The sequence below is a fragment of the Clostridium sp. AM28-20LB genome (genome assembly GCF_003480665.1).
In the GTDB taxonomy this organism is placed as follows: Bacteria; Bacillota; Clostridia; order Lachnospirales; family Lachnospiraceae; genus Otoolea; species Otoolea fessa.
This window is the reverse complement of sequence record NZ_QUJN01000003.1, coordinates 115,988-137,791: the sequence shown is the minus strand read 5'-3', so window position 1 is coordinate 137,791 and position 21,804 is coordinate 115,988. Positions and strand designations below refer to the sequence as shown.

19 protein-coding genes and 1 other annotated feature are annotated in these 21,804 nt (G+C 50.0%); of the genes, 15 read left to right on the top strand and 4 right to left on the bottom strand.

Going from position 1 to position 21,804, the window contains the following annotated elements; all coding sequences use genetic code 11:
* Positions 1 to 41: 41 nt before the first annotated feature.
* On the bottom strand, positions 42 to 1,778 hold the full coding sequence (locus DW739_RS08180; RefSeq protein WP_118742901.1) for a carbon starvation CstA family protein: 1,737 nt from the start codon (positions 1,776 to 1,778) through the stop codon (positions 42 to 44).
* 113 nt (positions 1,779 to 1,891) lie between these two features.
* Positions 1,892 to 2,146 (bottom strand) — a binding site (T-box leader).
* Between the two features lie 313 nt (positions 2,147 to 2,459).
* On the opposite strand from DW739_RS08180, the gene DW739_RS08175 reads away from it, so the two are divergent.
* Both DW739_RS08175 and DW739_RS08170 read left to right on the top strand, forming a co-directional pair.
* Complete coding sequence (locus DW739_RS08175; RefSeq protein ID WP_117796187.1) at positions 2,460 to 4,217, top strand: SulP family inorganic anion transporter; 1,758 nt, start codon at positions 2,460 to 2,462, stop codon at positions 4,215 to 4,217.
* 2 nt (positions 4,218 to 4,219) lie between these two features.
* Positions 4,220 to 4,582, top strand: a complete 363-nt coding sequence (locus DW739_RS08170; RefSeq protein WP_022359068.1) for an MGMT family protein — start codon at positions 4,220 to 4,222, stop codon at positions 4,580 to 4,582.
* Positions 4,583 to 4,712: 130 nt separating this feature from the next.
* Here the strand turns inward: DW739_RS08170 and DW739_RS08165 are convergent, their stop codons facing one another.
* Complete coding sequence (locus DW739_RS08165) at positions 4,713 to 6,080, bottom strand: NAD(P)/FAD-dependent oxidoreductase (RefSeq protein WP_022359067.1); 1,368 nt, start codon at positions 6,078 to 6,080, stop codon at positions 4,713 to 4,715.
* Positions 6,081 to 6,245: 165 nt separating this feature from the next.
* Between DW739_RS08165 and DW739_RS08160 the strand changes: the two genes are divergently transcribed.
* The gene (locus tag DW739_RS08160) at positions 6,246 to 6,563 is read left to right on the top strand and encodes an EamA family transporter (protein WP_182427962.1); all 318 of its coding nucleotides are present in this window, start codon (positions 6,246 to 6,248) and stop codon (positions 6,561 to 6,563) included.
* 9 nt (positions 6,564 to 6,572) lie between these two features.
* Here DW739_RS08160 and DW739_RS08155 read toward each other — a convergent pair whose 3' ends face one another.
* A complete protein-coding gene (locus tag DW739_RS08155; RefSeq protein WP_118742900.1) occupies positions 6,573 to 8,519 on the bottom strand; it encodes a DEAD/DEAH box helicase in 1,947 nt (648 codons plus the stop codon).
* A 244-nt stretch (positions 8,520 to 8,763) separates the two neighbouring features.
* Between DW739_RS08155 and DW739_RS08150 the strand changes: the two genes are divergently transcribed.
* The gene (locus tag DW739_RS08150; RefSeq protein ID WP_181357208.1) at positions 8,764 to 9,429 is read left to right on the top strand and encodes a Crp/Fnr family transcriptional regulator; all 666 of its coding nucleotides are present in this window, start codon (positions 8,764 to 8,766) and stop codon (positions 9,427 to 9,429) included.
* A 68-nt stretch (positions 9,430 to 9,497) separates the two neighbouring features.
* Here DW739_RS08150 and DW739_RS08145 read toward each other — a convergent pair whose 3' ends face one another.
* Positions 9,498 to 10,442, bottom strand: coding sequence for a LysR family transcriptional regulator (locus DW739_RS08145; protein ID WP_118491623.1), 945 nt, complete (start codon positions 10,440 to 10,442; stop codon positions 9,498 to 9,500).
* 383 nt (positions 10,443 to 10,825) lie between these two features.
* Here DW739_RS08145 and DW739_RS08140 point away from each other — a divergent pair, with 383 nt between their 5' ends.
* From DW739_RS08140 to DW739_RS08090, 11 genes are all read left to right on the top strand, one after another.
* On the top strand, positions 10,826 to 11,503 hold the full coding sequence (locus DW739_RS08140) for a F0F1 ATP synthase subunit A (protein ID WP_107000520.1): 678 nt from the start codon (positions 10,826 to 10,828) through the stop codon (positions 11,501 to 11,503).
* A gap of 39 nt (positions 11,504 to 11,542) precedes the next feature.
* Positions 11,543 to 11,767, top strand: coding sequence for an ATP synthase F0 subunit C (atpE, locus tag DW739_RS08135; protein WP_022359062.1), 225 nt, complete (start codon positions 11,543 to 11,545; stop codon positions 11,765 to 11,767).
* A gap of 31 nt (positions 11,768 to 11,798) precedes the next feature.
* Complete coding sequence (locus DW739_RS08130) at positions 11,799 to 12,287, top strand: ATP synthase F0 subunit B (RefSeq protein WP_117796183.1); 489 nt, start codon at positions 11,799 to 11,801, stop codon at positions 12,285 to 12,287.
* Positions 12,274 to 14,343 carry a F0F1 ATP synthase subunit alpha gene (gene atpA, locus DW739_RS08125; RefSeq protein ID WP_118742899.1) on the top strand — a complete coding sequence of 690 codons (2,070 nt, stop codon included), beginning with the start codon at positions 12,274 to 12,276 and terminating at the stop codon, positions 14,341 to 14,343. Before DW739_RS08130 ends, atpA begins: the two co-directional genes overlap by 14 nt.
* 14 nt (positions 14,344 to 14,357) lie before the next feature.
* Positions 14,358 to 15,260: an ATP synthase F1 subunit gamma gene (gene atpG / locus DW739_RS08120; protein ID WP_118742898.1), complete on the top strand. Its 903-nt coding sequence runs from the start codon at positions 14,358 to 14,360 to the stop codon at positions 15,258 to 15,260.
* A 41-nt stretch (positions 15,261 to 15,301) separates the two neighbouring features.
* Complete coding sequence (atpD, locus tag DW739_RS08115) at positions 15,302 to 16,702, top strand: F0F1 ATP synthase subunit beta (RefSeq protein WP_107000980.1); 1,401 nt, start codon at positions 15,302 to 15,304, stop codon at positions 16,700 to 16,702.
* Between the two features lie 6 nt (positions 16,703 to 16,708).
* Positions 16,709 to 17,122: an ATP synthase F1 subunit epsilon gene (atpC, locus tag DW739_RS08110; protein ID WP_107000516.1), complete on the top strand. Its 414-nt coding sequence runs from the start codon at positions 16,709 to 16,711 to the stop codon at positions 17,120 to 17,122.
* A 94-nt stretch (positions 17,123 to 17,216) separates the two neighbouring features.
* The gene (locus DW739_RS08105; RefSeq protein ID WP_118468162.1) at positions 17,217 to 18,176 is read left to right on the top strand and encodes a LysR family transcriptional regulator; all 960 of its coding nucleotides are present in this window, start codon (positions 17,217 to 17,219) and stop codon (positions 18,174 to 18,176) included.
* Between the two features lie 378 nt (positions 18,177 to 18,554).
* Entirely contained in the window at positions 18,555 to 19,922 is a 1,368-nt protein-coding gene (locus tag DW739_RS08100; RefSeq protein ID WP_118628929.1) for an MATE family efflux transporter, read from the top strand.
* A 14-nt stretch (positions 19,923 to 19,936) separates the two neighbouring features.
* Positions 19,937 to 20,530 (top strand): cytidylate kinase-like family protein, encoded by a 594-nt coding sequence (locus DW739_RS08095; RefSeq protein ID WP_333549888.1) that lies wholly within the window; start codon positions 19,937 to 19,939, stop codon positions 20,528 to 20,530.
* A 407-nt stretch (positions 20,531 to 20,937) separates the two neighbouring features.
* A complete protein-coding gene (locus DW739_RS08090; protein WP_022359055.1) occupies positions 20,938 to 21,771 on the top strand; it encodes an RNA methyltransferase in 834 nt (277 codons plus the stop codon).
* Positions 21,772 to 21,804 lie beyond the last annotated feature (33 nt).

Here is a 21,804-nt window from a genome sequence, read left to right as displayed (position 1 = left end):
GGTACCTATAGTCGGGTTATAATTTGATTTTGATGAAATCATTAGCAATGCGCCGGTTTATTCATTTCAGATCTTTTATCGTTTTCTGTCTTCGAAGCAGTCGATTTCGAAAACAGTACTTTACCGGAATGAACCACAATAATGACACCCAGAACCATCAGCAGAACCGCGATGATAAGCTGCAGTCCTTCTACCATAAAGACAGCGGTTCCGGCATTGTAAGCCTTTACCAGTGCGATGCAGCGCTCAACGAGTGCGGTGAAGGTAACGCACAGCATAACAACCAGTGGAACCAGCAGCGTGCGGTTTTCACGGCCGGTGACGCGTAAGAAGACGCACAGGGTGATGAGAACCAGGGCGCTTAACAGCTGGTTGGCGCTGCCAAACAGCGGCCAGATGTTGGAATAGCCAATCTGGGTTAAAATGTAGCCGCATACCAAGGTGATAACCGTTGCAAAATATTTGTTGCAGAGAAGCTTTCTCCATCCTTCGGCGTGTTCCATGTCATCGACACTGAACAGCTCCTGGAAGGACATACGTCCGATACGTGCAACGGAATCCAGGCTTGTCAGGGCAAGTGCGGAGACGCACATCGTCATAAAGCACTGGGCAGCGTAAACTGGGATTCCGAACATCTCCAGGAATCCGGCAACACCGGAGGAGAAGATAGCAAACGGAGTACCGGTTGCAGGCGTGCCATCAGCGGAAGCGGCAGCACCGGCAACGCACAGAGCCAGGACAGCCAGTAAACTTTCCAAAAGCATAGCGCCGAAGCCAACTTTCGGCATATCCTTTTCATTGGTGATTGCCTTGGAGGAAGTACCCGAGGAAACCAGGCTGTGGAAACCGGATACGGCGCCGCAGGCAACGGTTACAAACAAAATCGGGAACAGGTCACCGGATTTCTCATTGTGGAAACCAGTGTAAGGCGCCAGGTTCATTGCCGGATGTGCGACAAGCAGTCCAACGACGGCACCGATAATCATACCGGCAAACATAAAGGTTGTCATCAGGTCACGCGGTTCCATCAAAAGCCACATAGGAAGAACGGCTGCGAGGAAAATGTAAGCGAATACCATGTAGGACCAGTTCGCCTTGGTGGTAATGAGTGGGCAGTTCATGCCGATGACGAAAGCAGCTACCGTGCAGACAAGTCCGAGCAAGGTCTGTTTCCAGCCATGGAACTGAGCCTTTTTCTGAATCAGTCCAAATACAACGGCAAAGGCAATGAACAGAAGGGAAATGCTTCCGGCTGCGCCGTTGACAGTTGCGGCGGCGGATAAGCTGGTCACGCCGTCTATCGTCTCATATGCATTGAATGTACCAGCAACCATGTCGGCAAAAGCGGCGGTTACAATTAAAGTAAAGAGCCAGCAGAACAGAAGGAACAGCTTTTTACCGGTTTTGCCGATGTACTGTTCAATCAGAAGTCCCATCGATTTGCCTTCATTTTTAACGCTGGCGTACAGGGCACCAAAATCGGTAACAGCGCCGAAAAAGATGCCGCCGAGGATGATCCAGAGAAAGACCGGAACCCATCCAAAGACAGCCGCCTGAATAGCACCGGTGACAGGACCGGCACCGGCGATGGATGAAAACTGGTGGGCAAATACAACCCAGCCATCGGTCGGAACATAGTCCTGACCATCTTCTTTTGTGACGGCCGGTGTTTTGGCGTTTGGATCAATGCCCCATTTATGGGCGAGCCATCTGCCGTAGAGCAGATAACCAGCCGCCAGACAACAGGCTGCGATAACTACGATAACTAATGTGTTCATAAAGATACCTCCATTCCCATAGGTCAAATGGTTTTTAGTGTCCCGGCAGTTTGCCGGAGTTTCGGGAGCGGGGAAACAAAAAAGCCTCCGTCCTCCTGAAACTTTTAAAAGTTCAAGAAGACGGAGGCATAAGCATCCGCGGTACCACTTCTTTTACCGGCTGTAAAGCCGATCTCTCAGCCATATCCATCATTCTGAATATGTTCCTCTTTAACGGTAGGAATCCGAACCGGACTACTGGTATCCTGCATGCGTTTGTCCGATCAGCTCACAGGGGATAATTTCCATCGGCGTTACTGTCTTTCATCGCCCGGCAGCTCTCTGAAAACGTGGAGAATTGGAAATCGTGTCCTGCTCAATGCTTTTTATAAGTACGAATTATAGACTTTTTTAAAGGAAAGTCAATCGAAAAAATAGCCGGAAGTTTGTGACAGAAATTTTACAAATCCGTCATTTTGACAAAAAAATCACAACTAAGAAATTTAACAACTGCTTATCTAGAAGTCTGAGTTACTGTTTACGCATACGTGCCCAGTAACAAGTCGGAAGCATTCCTGTGTTAAAACTTCGAAAAAACTGGACACCCCCTTATTTTGCTGTATAATAGGTAATTGTCGGTTCTTTTTAGGGCTGACAATTACTTTTTGTTTAAATTGGGAAGAAAAAGGGAGAGTTTGAGGTATGGAAAAAATACGTCCAATGTTGTTTACAACATTGAAGAAGTATTCCGGCGCACAGCTGATGTCAGATGTGGTAGCGGGTATCATCGTGGCGATCATCGCGCTGCCGCTTTCGATCGCGCTGGCGCTGGCTTCGGGTGTAGGTCCGGAACAGGGTATCTACACGGCGATTGCAGCCGGATTTGTGATCTCATTTTTAGGCGGCAGCCAGGTACAGATTGCAGGTCCAACGGCGGCATTTGCAACGATCGTGGCAGGTATCGTGGCGAAGAGCGGCGTGGAAGGACTGGCAGTTGCGACGATCATGGCAGGTATTATCCTGGTTATCATGGGATTCTGCCATTTTGGTTCACTGATTAAGTTTATTCCGTTTACAATCACGACCGGCTTTACCTCCGGTATCGCGGTGACGATCGTCATCGGTCAGTTGAAGGATTTCTTTGGCGTAACCTATCCGGCAGGCATGGAGACGATCGAGACGATGCAGAAGCTGAAAGCGTTCGCGGCTGGATTCGGAAGTGTCAACCTGCACGCGATCATCGTCGGCGTGGTGTGTCTGGCGATTCTGATCGTGATGCCGATGATCACGGAAAAAATTCCGGGATCGCTGGTAGCGGTTATTGCAGGTATTTTAATGGTAAAATTCCTGCCGCTGCATGTGAATACGATCGGCGACCTTTACACGGTCAGCAACAAGCTTCCGGCGTTCCGTCTGCCGGTGTTCAGCTACGATGTGATTCAGGGTTCCCTGTCGGATGCGTTTACGATTGCAGTTCTGGCGGCGATTGAGTCTCTGCTTTCCTGCGTGGTAGCGGACGGCATGATCGGCGGAAAACACCGTTCCAACACGGAGCTGGTGGCACAGGGCGCGGGTAATATTATTTCCGCCCTGTTTGGCGGTATTCCGGCGACGGGCGCGATCGCGCGTACCGCAGCCAATGTCAAAAATGGCGGCCGTACCCCGGTTGCAGGCATGGTTCATGCGGTTGTCCTGCTTCTGATTCTGGTAGTTCTGATGCCGTGTGCAAGCTGGATCCCGATGCCGACCATCGCGGCAATCTTGTTTATGGTTGCCTACAATATGTGTCAGTGGAGAACCTTCGTCCGTCTGACCAAGACGGCTCCGAAGAGTGATATTGCGGTTCTGGTGATGACCTTCTTCTTAACCGTTATCTTCGATCTGGTTGTAGCGATCGAGATCGGTATGCTGTTATCCTGCCTGCTGTTTATGAAGCGGATGAGCGATGAGACGGGCGTCAGAAGCTGGCTCTATGTCGAAGAAGTAGAGGAGCAGAAGCGCAAAGAGCAGGAAGTAAGAAAAGCGAAAAAAGCCGGAAAAGAGCTTTCAGTGGAAGAGGCACAGCTCTTAGCGGCAGCTGCAGAAGATGAAGAAGCAGCCATGAAAGAACAGGCACGTTTGCGGGAGATTCCGAGAGAACTGGCTGTTTATGAGATTACAGGACCGCTGTTCTTCGGTGCAGCAGACCGCATCAACCAGATTGAAACCCGCGAGGAGACGAAATGCCTGGTTCTTCGTATGCGTGCCGTTCCGGCAGTTGACAGTACAGCGATGAATTCGATGGTTGCCCTCTATGAGCGCTGCCAGAAGAACGGCGTTACATTGATTTTGTCCCATGTCAACGAGCAGCCGATGCACGTGATGGAGAAGGCAGGATTTGTGGATATGATCGGACGCGATCATTTCTGCCCGAATATCGAGGCAGCACTTGATCATGCGGACGAGGTGCTGGGGAAATAATTATGGACATCTATCGGAGAATGGAAGAAGTATTTAGGCGCATTCCGGACGGCTGCGTGACGACTTACGGTCAGGTCGCGCTCCTGTGCGGTGCGCCGCGCCATTCCCGCCAGGTGGGATATGCACTCCGCACCAACCGCCTGGGCGATGTCCCGGCATTCAGGGTGATTAATTCCAAGGGCTTTCTAAGCGGCGCAGCGGCGTTCGACTATCCGGGACAGCAGAAAAAACTGCTGGAACAGGATGGAATACGGGTGGACTCCACCGAGGACGGCGACCGCGTCGATTTGAAACAATATGGATGGAAACCTTCGATGGACGAGGCAGAAGAATTGTATGCGTTGTTTCGGAAGTTGGGGATCTGAGTGGGAATCAAGGAAAATGCATCTGAATGAGATGTTGGTAAGCTAAAGAAGTGAAATGAGATGGATAAGATGGCAGACGATAGGGGCTGCATCTTATCCATTTTTAATAGACATTTCTGACCGTTTATTATTAAATTGCCTCCGCGATTTGCCGTGCCACATAGACACCGCTGGCAGATGCATGGGAAAGGGAATGGGTAATACCGCTGCCGTCACCGATGACGTAGAGTCCATCATGACAGGTCATCAGGTTGTGATCCACTTCCACCTCCATGTTGTAGAATTTTACCTCCACTCCATAGAGAAGCGTGTCATCATTCGCCGTACCCGGTGCCACCTTATCCAGGGCATAAATCATCTCGATAATACCGTCCAGAATCCGTTTTGGGAGAACCAGGCTCAGATCACCGGCAGCCGCATTGAGGGTTGGAACCGTAAAAGATTCATTGATTCGCTGCTGCGTGCTTCTTTTTCCGCGGATCAGGTCTCCAAAACGCTGCACAATTACGCCACCGCCCAGCATGTTGCTGAGTTTTGCAATACTCTCTCCATATTCATTGGAATTCTTGAAGGGCTCTGAAAAATGTTTCGCTACCAGAAGGGCAAAGTTCGTGTTATGGGTCTGCTTTGCAGGATCCTCGTAGCTGTGACCATTTACCGTTACGATGCCGTTGGTATTCTCATTTACCACAGCTCCCTTGGGATTCATACAGAAGGTGCGCACGTAATCCTCGTATTTTTCCGTGCGATACACGATCTTGCTCTCATAGAGTTCATCCGTAAGATCCGAAAAGATCTCAGCCGGCAGCTCAACCCGGACCCCCAGATCCACGCGGTTGGAATTCGTATGGATATCCAGATCCTTGCATACCTTCTGCATCCACTTACTGCCGCTTCGTCCGGCGGAAATGATACATTTCGTACCCTCAAAGGTTGTATCATCGCTGTAAACCTTGTAACCCTTCTCCGTTTTCTCCACGGTTTCGATGGCACAGTCAAAATAGAAATCCACCTTATTCTTCAGATGATCATAGAGGTGCTCCAGAACAATATAATTAATATCCGTACCCAGATGGCGGACCGAAGCATCCAGAAGATGCAGGCCGTGCTGCATACAGGTTTTCTTAAATTTTGTTCCCGCAGTGGAATACAGCTTCGTGCCCTCCCCGCCAAAACGAAGGTTGATTCCATCCACATATTCCATCAGTTCAATGGCTGTCTTTTTTCCGATATACTCATAGAGAGTGCCGCCGAAATCATTGGTAATGTTGTATTTTCCATCAGAAAATGCACCGGCTCCGCCGAATCCACTCATGATGGAGCAGCATTTGCAGTGAATACAGGACTTGATCTTATCACCATCAATGGGACATTTACGGTGCTCCAGCGGATGTCCTACCTCAAAAACAGCGATCTTTAAATCCGGTTTACGTTCCATCAGCTCATAGGCAGAAAAGATACCGCCGGGACCGGCGCCGATAATTAACACATCATACATATTGAACTTCTCCTTATTTTCCTGAAATTTGATTCCCTCTTTCTGTATTATAGCATAAATTCGAAAAAATAGGCAGCGCGTCATGCGCTGCCCCGAAACAGTATCCCCCATGTCGTCATGGCATCTTCCGTTATCATATCATCACCTCAGAATAAAGCTTTTTTTATGGCTGTAACCATCAGCCTGATTCCCTTTGTAAAATTACCAGAGGTGTTTTCGAGCTTGATGACCTCTCCGGCGCTTCTTGGCAAAGGGCTGGCGTTGGGACTTGTATCTACCTTTTTTCCGTTTGTAAGCTACACACTGGGACTCCGCCAGATGGAGGCAGGAAAAGCCTCGGTTCTGGCGTTTGCTGAGCCGATGGTGGCAGCTGTGGCTGGGATTGTGGTATTTGGAGAAATGCTGCGGGTTGAAAATGTGCTGGGCATTCTTTTGATTTTTACAGCATTGGTGGTGTTGAACAGCCGGAAAATAAAACGGTAAAATCAGGGGCTAATCGATAATGGAACTGTGATGAAAACACGGCTCACAAATCTTAAACGGATATCCAACCGGCAGTATCCGTCCGCAGCGCTGGCAGCGGGCGATGTAGCTTTTTTTGCCCTTGGACAAATACCGCATGATCGTACCCTCAGTGCGGCTGCGTTCCTGTTCGAGCCAGTCCTCGTCGATGATCTTGTCAAAACGGTGGGAGAACTGGTAGTAGAGATCGAGCTTGCGGTAATACGTTTCGTATTTCTGCAGTCCCAGCTTGGAACCGGCGCCTTTGTCCGGGTGTTTCAGGCGTTTGTCCGCCGGGTAATCCTTGCAGTAGCGCAGCCATTGCAGGACAACCTGATGATCCTTGATATCGATGGGACAGCTGATCATGCGGTAGAGAATCCGTTTGTCATCGAATCCGTAGATATCGTCTCTGTGGCGTTCTGCCTGCGCATAAAGGCTTAAAATCTCATCGACGCTGACCTTTTCAAACGGAGGTGTCGGCTCAACGGATTTCCAGACTTTGATGATAACGTCCAGCGGCTCGTCCAGATCGAGGAGAATCTGCGGGAAACCGAGGCTGACTTTTTCGATCGGTTCCTCCTCCTGAGTAAGCTGTTCCCGGATATAATCGAGGGATTCCTGCCCCATCGCATTGACGTAGCCGGTGTCAAAGAGTCCGAAGCGTCCGGCGCGTCCGGCGATCTGCTTGATCTCCGGTACGGACAGACCGCGTCGGGTGGTACCGTCAAATTTCTGGGTCTGGACAAATACGATACGCCGGACAGGCAGGTTGAGTCCCATGCCGATCGCGTCGGTGGCGACGACCACCTTGGTTTTGCCGCTGGTAAAAAGCTGCATCTGGCGGCGGCGGATCTCCGGCGGCAGGCTTCCGTATATAACACTTGCCTTGATACCTTCTTCTTCCAGACGTCCCGCCACATCCAGCACGGATTTTTTTGAAAATACGACGAGTGCATCGCCGGGAAGAACACTTTCCGGGAAGGAAAATGGCGTGTCCTCACAGATGAGTGCAGTTTTGCGCTGATAACGGCAGATGGCAAGGCTGTCGCCGCATAGATGGATCAGGTGTGTGACAGCAGATTCAGCGGCGGGACTCATGCAGACATGGATTTCGTGGGCTTTCAGTCCCAGAATCGCCTTTGTCCAGCAATGCCCGCGGTCTGGATCGGCGGTCAGCTGCGCCTCATCAATCACGGCAATATCGTATTCCTCGGAGAAATCTGCCATCTCGATCGTCGAAGCTGTGATCCGGCTGTCATCGTCGGCGATACACTCCTGACCGGTCAGCATGGTGCTGGGGACGCCGCAGTCGTGCATTTTTTCATATACCTCAAGCGCCAGAAGGCGCAGCGGACCGAGGTAAGTGCCCGTTTTTGCTGTTTTTAAGCGTTCCAGCGCGTGAAATGTCTTGCCGCTGTTGGTCGGTCCGATGTGGAGAATGAAACGGCGGTTCATCGCCATAGTTTCCGGAAATTCCAGCTCTGGACGGGATGGGACGAGATCCATGATTTTATACTGGATGACGTAGCGCTTATAGATCTGGTAAAGCTCCAGAAGTGTCTGCGTGCAGAGCTGACCATCCAATTCTGTTTCCAGATAATTCAGAAAATCCACGGAAATATCATCGCGCTGGGCGGGCAGAAACATTGCCTCATCCAGGCGGATGAGTTGTGGCAGCAGGCTGGTTTCAATGAGCTTTGTGACAGCATCGTTGTGCGAACGGTACGCAAAATAAGCCAGATTTTTGATCTGGCGGTGCCATTCCTCCAGCGAGAGGCTGGTGACCTGTGTCGGTTTGGTGCGTTTCAGTGTTTTAAACAGCCGGTTGGTCCGCTCGTTCAGATCGCGGGGGCGGGAACTGGTCTTTCTTTTTTTCTTGCTTGCCGCCTGATACTGGCGGATATATGTCTGAAGAAGCTGGTTTGGCTCGATCATTTGAAAGTCTCCTCTTTATGTAAATATCCTGTCCGATAAATCTTCTGGTTTAAAGCTTCATTTGATATAGGAATGTTTCTATTATCGCAGAAGTTGTATGGATGTGCAAGAACGGGAAATCAGATTGCAGAAAAATATAAAAATATTTGATATAATAAGAACACTTAGTTAAAACAGAAAGGTCAACATCTATATGGCATCAAACTATAAAACGGGCGCCAGCCTGAATTTAACTCCCTTCGAAATGCAACTTCTAAGCCGCAGCCCCCTGTTTCGAGGCGCGGGCGAATCCGGAATCGGGGAGATGCTGTCCTGTCTGGGGGCGGAGGAACGCAGTTATGAAAAAGAAGAAATGATTTATCGTGCGGGGAATACGGTCACATCTTTGGGTGTGGTGATGCACGGAAGTGTGATGATTGTCAACGATGATCTGTGGGGCAACCGCAGCATTCTAGACCGGGTAGAACCGGGACAGATTTTTGCGGAGACATATGCGTGCGTGCCGGGGGAAAAGCTGCTGGTCGATGTGTTTGCAGCGGAGGTGACGGAAGTGCTGTTTTTAAATGTTGGAAAAATGCTGTCGCAGTGTCCCAATTCTTGCGGACATCACACGCAGCTTATCCGCAATCTGCTTGCAATCTCGGCGCAGAAAAACTTGCAGCTGTCCCGTCGGATCTTCAATACATCGTCGAAATCCATCCGGGGACGGCTTCTGTCGTATCTCTCCGATCAGGCGGTAAAAAATGAGAGCGAGAGATTTGATATCCCATTCAATCGCCAGCAGCTCGCCGACTATCTGGGTGTGGACCGGTCGGCGCTGTCGGCAGAGCTGGGGAAAATGCAGCGGGAAGGGCTTCTGGAATTTAGAAAAAATCACTTTCATTTATATGAAGAGGTTAGAAGCTTGTAGATTACAAACAAAAATACCCTGTCAGGAGCATTAAAATCCGACCGACAGGGTATTTTTAGTGAAAATCCCTATGGGTGTAACAAGACCGGCTGTCCATTCCCTATACTTTCCTGCACCGGCTGTTTCAGCATATCCAGAAATGCCTGTGCCGCCGGCGTCAGCGGGCGCATCGGGTTTTGCAAGACGAGGATCTGGCGCTTCGGGATAGGGATATTTAGGTGAAGCTGGAACACGCGGTAGTTGAGCAGGTAGTTCCGGGCAAATTCCGAGGGAACAAAGCCGATTCCCAGATTGTGGGAGACGGTCGGGGCGATCAGGTCGTTGGAAGAAACTTCGATGCTCGGGCGCAGATCCAGCCCCTGTTCCTCAAAGAGATTGTCCCAAAAAAGCCGCGTCGTTGTGCCGGACTCCATGCTGACAAGTGGGTGCATACAGAGCTCTTCAAGGGAGAGTGTGCGGTTCTGCAGCTCGGAAAAACGGTTTCCGGCAATGACGATGTCCTGGAACTCGGCAACCGGCATCACGTGAACCAGATCCAGATCCTTCATGATCTCGTGGATCGGAGAAATGATGACGGCAAAGTCATTTTCCCCGGCCTTTAAGGAAGAAGCGGTGATCGGCGCAGAGTTGGAATGAATCTGCACGGTCACATTCGGAAAACGCTGCTGGAATTGTTCAATATAAGGAAGCAGAAAGAAGCGCATTGTCAGCTCGCTCGCACCGATCGAAACCTTGCCGCTCTGACTGTTCGTGTATTCTTTTAAAAGCTCTTCCGCTCGTCCCATCTGCTGGCAGGGACGGTTGATCTGGCGGAACAGGATCCGCCCTTCATCGGTCAGGGTCACGCCTTTTTGGGAGCGGTTGAAAAGTTTGCACTGAAGCATATCTTCTAAATTATGAATGTATTTTGTTACGGTTGGCTGCGTGAGGCAGAGATTCAAAGCCGCCTGGGTAATATTCTGGCATCGAGCCACCTCATAGAAAACCTTGTAGTAGTCGAAACTGATGTCCATGTATGTAGTTGAAATCCTTTCTGTATGTCGGACTGTTTCTGCCTGATTGAAACAGTGTTTATCTGATTTTATATCTGTACGTGTATTTACCAAATATAGTCACACTTTATCGTATTTTTCCAGAAATGTCCAGCCACAATAACGATTACCAATAATTATCACCATTCATTTTATCTATGGATATAGGAAAAAAATATAATTTTACCATTTGTATTTCCGGGAGTAAGATCGGGAACAGACGGGAAGAATGTGGAGACACAGGAGAAAACGTTACTGGGCACATATGCGTGAACAGTAACTAGAACACGTGGCGGCATCGGGAAATGAAAGAAAAATAGCCGGGGCAGCCGCGGGAGAACAACCCGGAGAGAGGAAGTGACAGTATGGGAGATCTGGGTGCGACCCTGATCAAGGAATTGAACTGTGAGACAGCCTTTACAATTGGCGGGATCGGCATATCAGAATCCGTTGTGGTTACATGGATCATGATGGCAGTGGTGCTCGTGGTTTCACTGATTGTGACGCACGGTCTGAAAGTTGAACATCCCGGACGCGGACAGCTCCTTCTGGAGAACGCTGTTACGTGGCTGCAGGGCATCGGCGAGGGAATCCTCGGAGAGGAAGGAAAAGGCTATGCGCCGTATCTGACATCCGTGCTGATGTATCTGGGCGTGGCGAACCTGCTTGGTATACTGGGATTCAAGCCGCCAACCAAGGATTTGAACGTCACGGCAGCACTGGCGCTGATGAGTATTGTGCTGATTGAGACAGCAGGGATTCGGGTCAAAGGTTTAAAAGGATGGTTAAAGAGCTTTACAGAGCCGATCGCCATCGTGACACCGATCAATATCATGGAGGTATTTATCAAACCGTTGTCGCTGTGTATGCGACTGTTCGGAAACGTGCTGGGCGCGTTCGTCATCATGAAATTGATTGAATACATCCTTCCGGTAGGGCTTCCGGTATTGTTCAGCGCTTACTTTGATATCTTTGACGGTCTGATTCAGGCGTATGTATTTGTCTTCCTGACAGGGCTTTTTATCAAGGAATCAATCGAGTAATAGAAGAGAAATAGAAAATTACAAAAAGGAGACTTTATTATGGGTACAATCATTGCAATCGGAGCAGGTCTGGCAGTTCTTGCAGGCGCAGGAGCCGGAATTGGTATCGGAATCGCCACATCTAAGGCGACTGAGGCAGTCGCAAGACAGCCGGAGGCAGAGGGAAAAATCACAAAGATTCTATTGTTAGGTGCGGCACTTGCCGAGGCAACTGCTATTTATGGTTTCGTTATTGCCCTTTTGATTATTATTCTTTTAAGCTGATACGATAGAAAACGAAAGGTGGGGCAAGGCTATGTTACGGTTGGACATCAACCTGGTTTTTACGATCATCAACCTTTTAATCTGGTATGCAATTATCCGTATTTTCCTCTTTAAGCCGATCAACAAAGTGATCGATAAACGGAATACAGCCATTCAGGAAAAGTATGATGAGGCAAAAAAGATGCAGGAAGAAGCGCAGGCGGAGAAAGAGAAATACGCAGCCTGCCAGGATGAAATAGAAGCAGAGAAAAACAAGGTGCTGGATGCGGCGCGTGCGAGTGCACGTGAGGAAGGACGCCAGCTGATTGAAAACGCCCAGAAAGAGGCAGATAAAGTCATCCGTAAGGCGGGCGAGGATGCACGCCGGGAGAAGGACAAGATGCTCGAACAGGCGAAGCATGAAATTTTGTCGCTGGTTCTGGACGCGGCGGCTGGTTCGATGAACAAGAAGTCGGATGACAGCGCTCTTTATGATGAGTTTTTGAAGAAAGCGGGTACGACGGAGAATGAAGAAACTTGATGTCTATTTACAAGAAATAAAGAGGCAGAAGATTTCTGTCGATGATCTGCAGCATGCGGCTGAGATACTGGCTGCGACACCGCAGCTTCCGGCAGAGCTTGAAAATCCGGATTTGACCCGTGAGAAGCGGGAAGATCTGGTTCGTAGCCTGTTTCCGCTGGCAGTCCGGGGAATCATCGAGGTGCTGGCACAGGATCAGACAATGAAAATGATGCCGGATCTGATTAAGGAAGCGGAGACGTTTGAAAAGCCGGATAAATATCTGCGCTGTGTGCTGGAATATGTCAAAGAGCCGGATGAAAAACAGGCAGCCGGAATCCGGAAATTTCTCTCGGAGAAATATCCGGGACGGGAACTCCGGATTGTGAAGGAAGAAAAGCCGGAGCTTGGAAGTGGTTTTATCCTCCGGGTCGGAAGTGAGGAATATGACTGGAGCACGGAGGGAAGAAAACGGGCACTGGCAGATAAATTAAAGAATCTGGTAAAAGAGCCGGATTCGGGTGATTTCCTTACCCAGAAGGGAATCATCGGGATTCTGAAAGGAAATCTGGATGGAATCGACATTTCAGCCCGTGAGATCGGTACGGTCAGCCGGGTGGGCGACGGCATCGCCTATGTGGATGGAATCGACCACGCAATGTATGGCGAGATCGTGGCGTTTGACGGTGATGTGAGAGGCATGGTACAGGATATCCGGTCGAAGGAGATCGGCTGCATCCTCTTTGGACATGCGAACACCATCGGAGAAGGAAGCCGCGCGATGCGGACCGGCAAGATGGCAGGTATACCGGTTGGCGAGGGATTTTTAGGGCGTGTTGTAGATGCGCTGGGCAATCCGATCGATAATAAAGGTAAGATTGAGGCTGCCGGATACCGTCCGGTGGAGTCCCCGGCGCCGGGTATCATCGAACGTCAGTCGGTTGATACCCCGATGGAGACCGGTATCCTCTCAATTGATTCGATGTTCCCGATCGGACGCGGACAGCGTGAGCTGATCATTGGCGACCGCCAGACCGGTAAGACTTCAATCGCGGTGGATACGATGCTGAACCAAAAGGGAAAAGACGTGATCTGCATCTATGTGGCGATCGGTCAGAAGGCTTCAACGGTATCGAGACTGGTTCATACACTGGAAAAACACGGGGCGATGGAGTACAGCATCGTGCTGGCAGCGACGGCGAGTGATCCGGCGTCCTTACAGTATATCGCGCCGTATGCAGGAACGGCGCTGGCAGAATATTTCATGCATCAGGGAAAAGATGTTCTGATTGTCTATGACGATTTATCGAAACACGCGGTTGCGTACCGTGCACTGTCTCTTCTGATGGAACGTTCCCCGGGACGTGAGGCATATCCGGGCGATGTATTCTATCTGCATTCCCGTCTGCTGGAGCGCTCGGCGCGGCTTTCGGATGAGCTGGGCGGTGGTTCAATCACAGCGCTGCCGATTGTCGAGACACAGGCGGGCGATGTGTCGGCGTATATCCCGACCAACGTTATTTCCATCACAGATGGACAGATTTTCCTGGAAAGTTCGCTGTTCTTCGAGGGCATGCGCCCGGCGGTCAATGTAGGGCTTTCGGTATCGCGTGTCGGCGGCGCAGCACAGACCAAGGCGATGAAGAAGGCAGCCGGAAGCGTACGTATCGACCTGGCACAGTACCGCGAGATGGAAGTATTTACACAGTTTAGCTCCGATCTGGATCCGGCAACTAAGGCACAGCTTACCTACGGCAGCGGTCTGATGGAGCTGTTAAAACAGCCGCTTGAGCATCCGCTCTCGATGGAAGAACAGGTTGTGATTCTGTATGCGGCGACGAGCCATCTGCTGGTAGATATTCCGAAGGAAAAGCTGAAGACATTTCAGGGCGGTCTTTACGAATATATGAGAAGCTCCTACCCGCAGGTGGGCGATGCACTCCGCACGACGAAGACACTCAGCGAGGATATTCAGCGCGAGATTGCGAAGGCGGTGGGCGAGTACAAGGCAAAATTCCTGAAAGCACAGGGAAATGCGCCGGAGGCAGCAGCGGATGCAAAACCGGATAAGCAGTAAGGCGGTGATGGAAGATGGCAGGACTCAGAGAGATCCAGAACCGGATCCGGAGTATTCAGGATACACGCAAGATCACGAACGCGATGTACCTGATATCTTCGACGAAATTAAAGAAAGCCAGAAAAGAACTGGCAGAGACGGAGCCGTATTTCTATGCATTGCAAAATGTCATCCGGCGTATCCAGAGGCATCTGCCAAACATGGAAAGCCCCTATTTTGAAAAAGAAGGACACCAGTCGAAAAAAACGGGGCTGCTGGTTATTTCCGGTGATAAAGGGCTGGCGGGTGCTTATAACCATAATATCATGAAGATGGCGGATACATTTTTAAAGGATCCTTCCCGCGAGGTACATCTGTTTGTCATCGGTGAGACGGGGCGGCAGTTTTTTGCCTCCCAGCACATCCCGATTGAAGAAAATTTCCAGTATACGGCGCAGGATCCGACGTTTAACCGGGCAAGGTGGATTGCTGGAATGCTTCTGGAACGATATTTGTCGGGTGATTTGGATGAGATCCATGTCCTGTATACAAGAATGGAAAATGTGATGCAGAGTGTGGCGAAGGATAAAAGGGTGCTTCCGATTACCAAGCCGGATATGCACGGAATGACGATTCCGGTCGATGTGCGGCTGGAGGAGTTTTCCCTCCGGCCAACGCCGGAGGAAGCAATGAATGCGATCGTTCCGAACTATGTAGCCGGATTTATCTACGGCGCGCTGGTTGAGTCGTTCTGCAGCGAGCAGAATGCCCGTATGATGGCGATGGATGCGGCGACGGATAATGCGGATGCACTTTTAAAAGATTTGAATACGATGTACAACCGGGCGCGGCAGGCGGCGATCACACAGGAGATCACCGAAGTATGCGGCGGCGCGGCTGCACAGAGACGAGAACGAGAAGAGGAGATGAGAGTGTGATGGGAGAACAGGCGGCAGAGACAAAAAAGACCGAAACCAGCCTGCCGGAAGGCAAGATTGTCCAGGTTTCCGGTCCGGTTGTCGATGTGAAATTTGAGAGCGGTCCCCTTCCGGAGATCCGGGACGCGCTCACAGTAGAAAATCAGGGAAAAACGTGTGTGATGGAAGCTGCCAAGCACATGGGAAATAATATCGTCCGCTGCATCATGCTGTCGGCAAGCGAGGGCTTGAGCCGTGACATGAAGGTAACACCGACGGGAGAAGGCATTTCCGTTCCGGTTGGCGAAAAGACGCTTGGACGTTTGTTTAATGTTTTAGGTGAGACGGTAGATGGAGGAGAAAAGCTGGATGGTGAGGAGCACTGGTGTATTCACCGGGATCCGCCGCCATTTGAGGATCAGAGCCCAGTCGCGGAGATTCTGGAGACGGGCATCAAGGTTATTGATCTTCTGGCGCCGTATTCCAAGGGCGGAAAAGTCGGTCTGTTTGGCGGCGCGGGCGTCGGAAAAACAGTCCTGATTCAGGAGCTGATCCGGAATATTGCGATGGAGCAAGGCGGTTATTCTATCTTTACGGGTGTCGGTGAGCGTTCACGTGAGGGCAATGACCTCTGGAGTGAGATGAAGGCATCCGGTGTTCTGGAAAAGACAGCGCTCGTGTTTGGACAGATGAACGAGCCGCCGGGAGCTCGTATGAGAGTTGCAGAGACCGGGCTTACGATGGCAGAATATTTCCGTGACAAAATGCACCGGAATGTGTTACTATTTATCGATAATATTTTCCGTTATGTACAGGCAGGTTCGGAGGTTTCAGCGCTGCTTGGGCGTATGCCGTCGGCGGTTGGTTATCAGCCAACGTTAGCGAATGAGATGGGCGAGCTGCAGGAGCGGATTGCCTCGACGAAAGATGGTTCGGTCACTTCAATCCAGGCAGTTTATGTACCGGCGGATGATTTAACCGATCCGGCACCGGCGACTACCTTTACCCATCTGGATGCGACTACGGTTCTTTCCAGAAAGATTGTAGAACAGGGTATCTACCCGGCGGTCGATCCGCTGGAATCCTCGTCCCGTATTCTGGAACCGGATGTGGTCGGAGAAGAACACTATGAGACGGCCAGACGGGTGCAGGAGATTTTGCAGAAATACAAGGAATTGCAGGATATCATTGCAATTCTGGGTATGGACGAGTTGTCTGAGGAAGATAAGCTGACCGTCGGCCGCGCAAGAAAGATACAGCGTTTCTTATCCCAGCCGTTCCATGTGGCGGAGAACTTTACCGGTGTACCGGGCAAGTATGTGCCGTTAAAGGATACCGTCAAGGGCTTTAAGGCAATTCTGGATGGTGAGATGGATGCGTACCCGGAGGCAGCATTCTTCAATGTCGGAACGATCGAGGATGTAGTGGCAAAGGCGAAGGCTTTAGAGAAACAGGAGGCGTAGGAACGGATGGCAGATTTTCATGTAAAAATCATATCCAGCAACCGGACATTCTATGAGGGAGTCTGCCACTGTCTGATCCTTCCGGCGGTGGACGGTGAGATGGCTGTCATGGCGCACCATGAGAGCGAGATCGTGGCAGTCAAAGCGGGAGAAATGCGTTTCCAGGTGACAGAGGACGGTCCGTGGGAGGCGGCAGTCGTCGGGCAGGGCTTCTGTGAGATCGCCAACAACCGTGTTATGTTGCTGGCAGATACGATCGAGAAACCGGAGGAGATCGACCGGATCCGGGCGCAGGAGGCATTAGAGCGTGCGAAAGAGCGGCTGCGCCAGAAACAGAGTATTTCCGAGTATTACAGCACCCGCGCGGCGATGGCGAGAGCGCTGGTTCGTCTGAAAGAGACGGAAAAATTTGTGGACTAGGTGCGTTAGAGGCGGATTTGAGTCTGGTGTGATTCTGTGGCAGATGCGGTTCAGAAAGAAATGACAGAAAATCAGTAAGAATGGAGAACAGGGCATGACATTACTTCAGTTAAAATACGTGGTGGAGGTGGCGGCAGCCGGAACCATCAGCGGGGCGGCAAAAAAACTTTATATTGCACAGCCGAGCCTTACGGCGGCGATCAAGGAACTGGAGCATGAGATTGGATTTTCCCTGTTTACCCGCACGAACAAGGGCGTGGTGATTTCCCCGGACGGGGAAGAATTTCTGGGGTATGCGAGACAGGTGATCGAGCAGGCAAACCTGATCGAGGAGCGCTATTTTGGCGCTGTGCCGCAGAAACGCCAGTTCTGCGTTTCCACCCAGCACTATTCCTTTGCCGTTGAGGCGTTTGTCGATCTGATCCGCGAGTACGGCGGAGAAGAGTACGATTTCCGTATCCGCGAGACGCAGACGTATGAGCTGATTGAGGATGTGGCGAAGCTTAGGAGCGAGGTTGGCGTGCTGTATCTGAACCGTTTTAACGAGACGGTGATCCGCAAGACGCTGCGGGAACACGACCTCAAATTTACGCGGCTTTTTATGGCAAAACCACATGTATTTATCGGTGCGGCCAATCCGCTTGCAAGCCGCAGTTCCATCACCCTGTCGGATTTGGAACCTTATCCGCGTCTGTCCTATGAGCAGGGCGAGCACAATTCCTTTTATTTCTCCGAGGAGATCCTCAGTACGCTGGACAGCCGCAAGGACATCCTGGTGTCCGACCGCGCGACCCTGTTTAATCTTCTGATTGGGCTGAATGGGTATACGATCTGCAGCGGTGTCATCAATGAGGAACTGAACGGACCGAATATTGTAGCGATTCCACTTGATGTGGACGATTATATGGAGATCGGTTACATTACCCACAATCGCGTGACACCGGGACGGTTTGCGGGACTGTATATTGAGGCGTTGAAGCGGAGAGTGGGAGTGCCGGTTTCCAAAGTGTCTACCCGTGAACCAATAACCAGAATTCCTGTTTCCGACAGGTGATTTTTTGGTTTGACTTTTTTTAAAACAGGAAATATAATAATACCGAAACGAGTGGCAAACGAGCGTAAATCCAGTTTTTGCTGCTCTTTTTTATTATTCCATAAAGAATGTGCCAAGGTGCATTTTTTATTAAATTTCATAAAAATGCCATTAAAAAGTGTGTTGCCTATCAGCGTAAGTCCAGCTTATGAGATAGGTGCACACTTTTTTATGTAATAGGAAATTCCTTGGAATTCCCTATTACACAAAAAAGGCACTAACGTGCCAATGATGCGCACTCGCGCGAAGCAGAAACATGTCGCAAGCGACCGCGCGAGACGCCCGGATGTGCCAAGGCACATTCTTTTTTATGCGGAAAAAAGGAGGATTTAGTTTAAAATGGCAGAAAGCAACAAGATGAAGGATATGCCGGTAAATCAGCTCATGATCCAGATGGGCATACCGATGATTTTATCGATGGCATTGCAGGCAGTCTACAATATCGTGGACAGCGCCTTTGTGGGAAATATGAGGGTAGGAAGCGAAGCCGCCCTGAATGCGCTGACACTGGTGTTCCCGATCCAGATGCTGATGGTGGCAGTGGGAATTGGAACCGGCGTGGGAACGAATGCGCTTCTTGCGAGGATGCTGGGACAGGGAAATAATAAAAAAGCTGCAAAGGCAGCCGGAAACAGCCTGTTTCTGGGTGTGATTATTTATGCGGTATGTCTGTTATTCGGACTCTTTGGAGTAAACGCATATATCGCGTCGCAGACGGTCGATCCGGAGGTTATTTCGATGGGAACGGAGTACCTTCGGATCTGCTGCGTGATTTCGTTTGGAATCGTATTTTTCTCTTTGTTTGAAAAATTATTGCAGGCAACAGGGCGTTCGTTTTATTCGACCATCGGTCAGGTTTTGGGAGCAGTGGTAAATATCATTCTGGACCCGATTATGATCTATGGAATTGGACCTGTCCCGGAGATGGGAGTTGCGGGCGCTGCCTATGCAACGGTGATCGGGCAGGTCATATCGGCGGTTTTATTATTTGTTTTTCATATGAAGTTAAACAAAGAGTTTGAGCATGATTTCACATATATGAAGCCGGATGTCGGAATTATAAGGGAAATCTACGCGATCGGACTTCCTGCGATCATCGCGCAGGCGCTCATGTCTATTATGGTGTATGTGATGAACCTGATTTTGAAATTCAATCCTTCCGCCCAGACGGCGTATGGACTCTTCTACAAAGTACAGCAGTTTGTATTGTTCCTTGCGTTTGGTCTGCGCGACGCCATCACACCGATCATCGCGTTTGCATACGGAATGCATAGCAGAAGGCGGATTCTGGATGGAATTAAATATGGTCTGTTCTATACGGTTGTTCTGATGATTGTGGGCATGGCAATCACAGAGGTTTTCCCAGGGATGTTTGCCGGGTTATTTAATGCCGGATCGTCCAGAGAATACTTTATCGGGGCAATGAGAATCATTTCCATCAGCTTTATTTTTGCCGGAATCAATGTGGCATATCAGGGTATTTATCAGGCGCTCAACAGTGGCATCCAGTCGCTGGTGATTTCACTGCTCAGACAGTTTGTGATTATTCTGCCGTTGGCAGGCATCTTTTCAATCTTTGTGAGAAACGGTCAGGCAGGTGTTTCGCTTATCTGGTGGGCGTTTCCGATCACAGAGCTCGCCGCCTGCCTGGTGGGATATGGATTTTTGAAGAAAATCAGAACGAATAAAGTGGAACATTTGGAGTAAGGAGAGAGGATAGGATGATGGGAAAAAGAATTATTACGGTCAGCCGGGAGTTTGGAAGCGGCGGACGTTTTATCGGTATGGAAGTGGCGCAGAAACTGGGTGTGAAATACTACGATAAGGAGATGATCGGACAGATTGCGGAGCAGTCCGGATTTTCACCGAAGTATATCCAGGAGAATGCGGAATTGTCACCCAAGAAGGGGTTATTTGCCTATGCGTTTTCAGGGCGCGACCAGATGGGACGATCCGTCGAAGACATGATCTATGAAGCGCAGAGAAAGATCATTTTGGATATTGCGGAAAGAGAAGAGTGTGTGATAATAGGTAGAAATGCGGACTTTATCCTGAAAGATCGGGATGACGTTCTGAACGTATTTATACACGGAAATATACCGGAGAAGGTAAAGCGGATCTGCGGCTTATACAATGTTACGGAACAGGAAGCGATCAAAATGACAGAAGACATTGATAAGCGCCGTATGAGCAATTATCGCTTTTACACGGATCAGAAGTGGGGGATGGCAAGTAATTATACACTGTCGCTGAACAGTTCAGTGCTGGGGTATGAGATGTGTGAGAGGATTATTATGGAGTGTGCGGGGCGCTAGGATAGGGCTGACAATAGTCTTTTGTTCTTATAAGTAACAGAAAAACCAGAACTGTGTAGCTGATTTAGTCGACAGTTCTGTTTTTTTGTTTTGGAAGTCCCACATAGATGTGTCAGAACCCATTTTTTATTTCTGAACTTTGTGTGAAATCTTTGCCCAGATGATTGACATAAAGCGGGGGTTCAGCGTTATGATAGGCGGTATGGAAAACAGGGATGAAAAAGTCAAATCTTTTGCCGAAGATAGATTTGTATGGAAATAGGAACGGAATCGGAAAGAGGATGATAGAATGCGGCAGAATAGAGGAATGATTTCATGTCAGCGTCCATAATCAGCACTTCCTTTTTGTAAGAAATGTGGTATACTCGATAGAACATGAAAACCATATTAAAAAGGTGAAAAGCAGAATGAATCATATTTCAATTACAACCCTGGAAGCGCCGGAGCTGGATATCTACGCCCGGCTGAGCGAGGGGCAGTTATTTCATTATAATGAACCAAAGGAAGGTCTTTTCATTGCGGAAAGCCCGAAGGTCATCGGGCGGGCGCTCGACGCGGGATATGAGCCGGTTTCTTTTCTGATGGAAGAACGCCATATCGAGACAGAAGGGCGAGAGATTCTGGAACGCCCGGTGTGTGCGGGAGTGCCTGTGTTTACGGCACCATTTGATGTGCTGACGCGCCTGACCGGCTTTAAACTGACGCGCGGGATGCTGTGTGCGGTGAAACGGAAGAAAATGCCGGGGATCGAGGAAATCTGTGCAGGTGCCAGACGGATCGCGATTCTTGAGAATGTAGAAAATCCTACGAATGTGGGGGCGATTTTCCGGTCAGCGGCGGCGCTCTTTATGGATGCGGTGCTTCTGACACCGGGATGCAGTGACCCGCTGTACCGCCGCGCAAGCCGTGTCAGTATGGGAACAGTGTTTCAGGTGCCGTGGACGTACATTCCGAAGGGCGACTGGGCGGAGAACAGTATGGAAACGCTTAAGAAGCTGGGATTTTGCACGGCGGCGATGGCGCTCAGTGACCGTTCCGTGAGTATCGCGGATCCGGCGCTTTCGCAGGAAGAAAAATTAGCAATCATTCTCGGAACCGAGGGTGACGGGTTGGCGGCATCGACGATCGCGGCGTGCGATTACACCGTGAAAATCCCGATGTCACACGGCGTGGATTCGCTCAACGTGGCAGCAGCGAGTGCAGTGGCGTTCTGGCAGCTGGGCATGGGAAATAGGAAATAAAGTTCTGGCTGTGTAAAAAAAATGTACATTGGT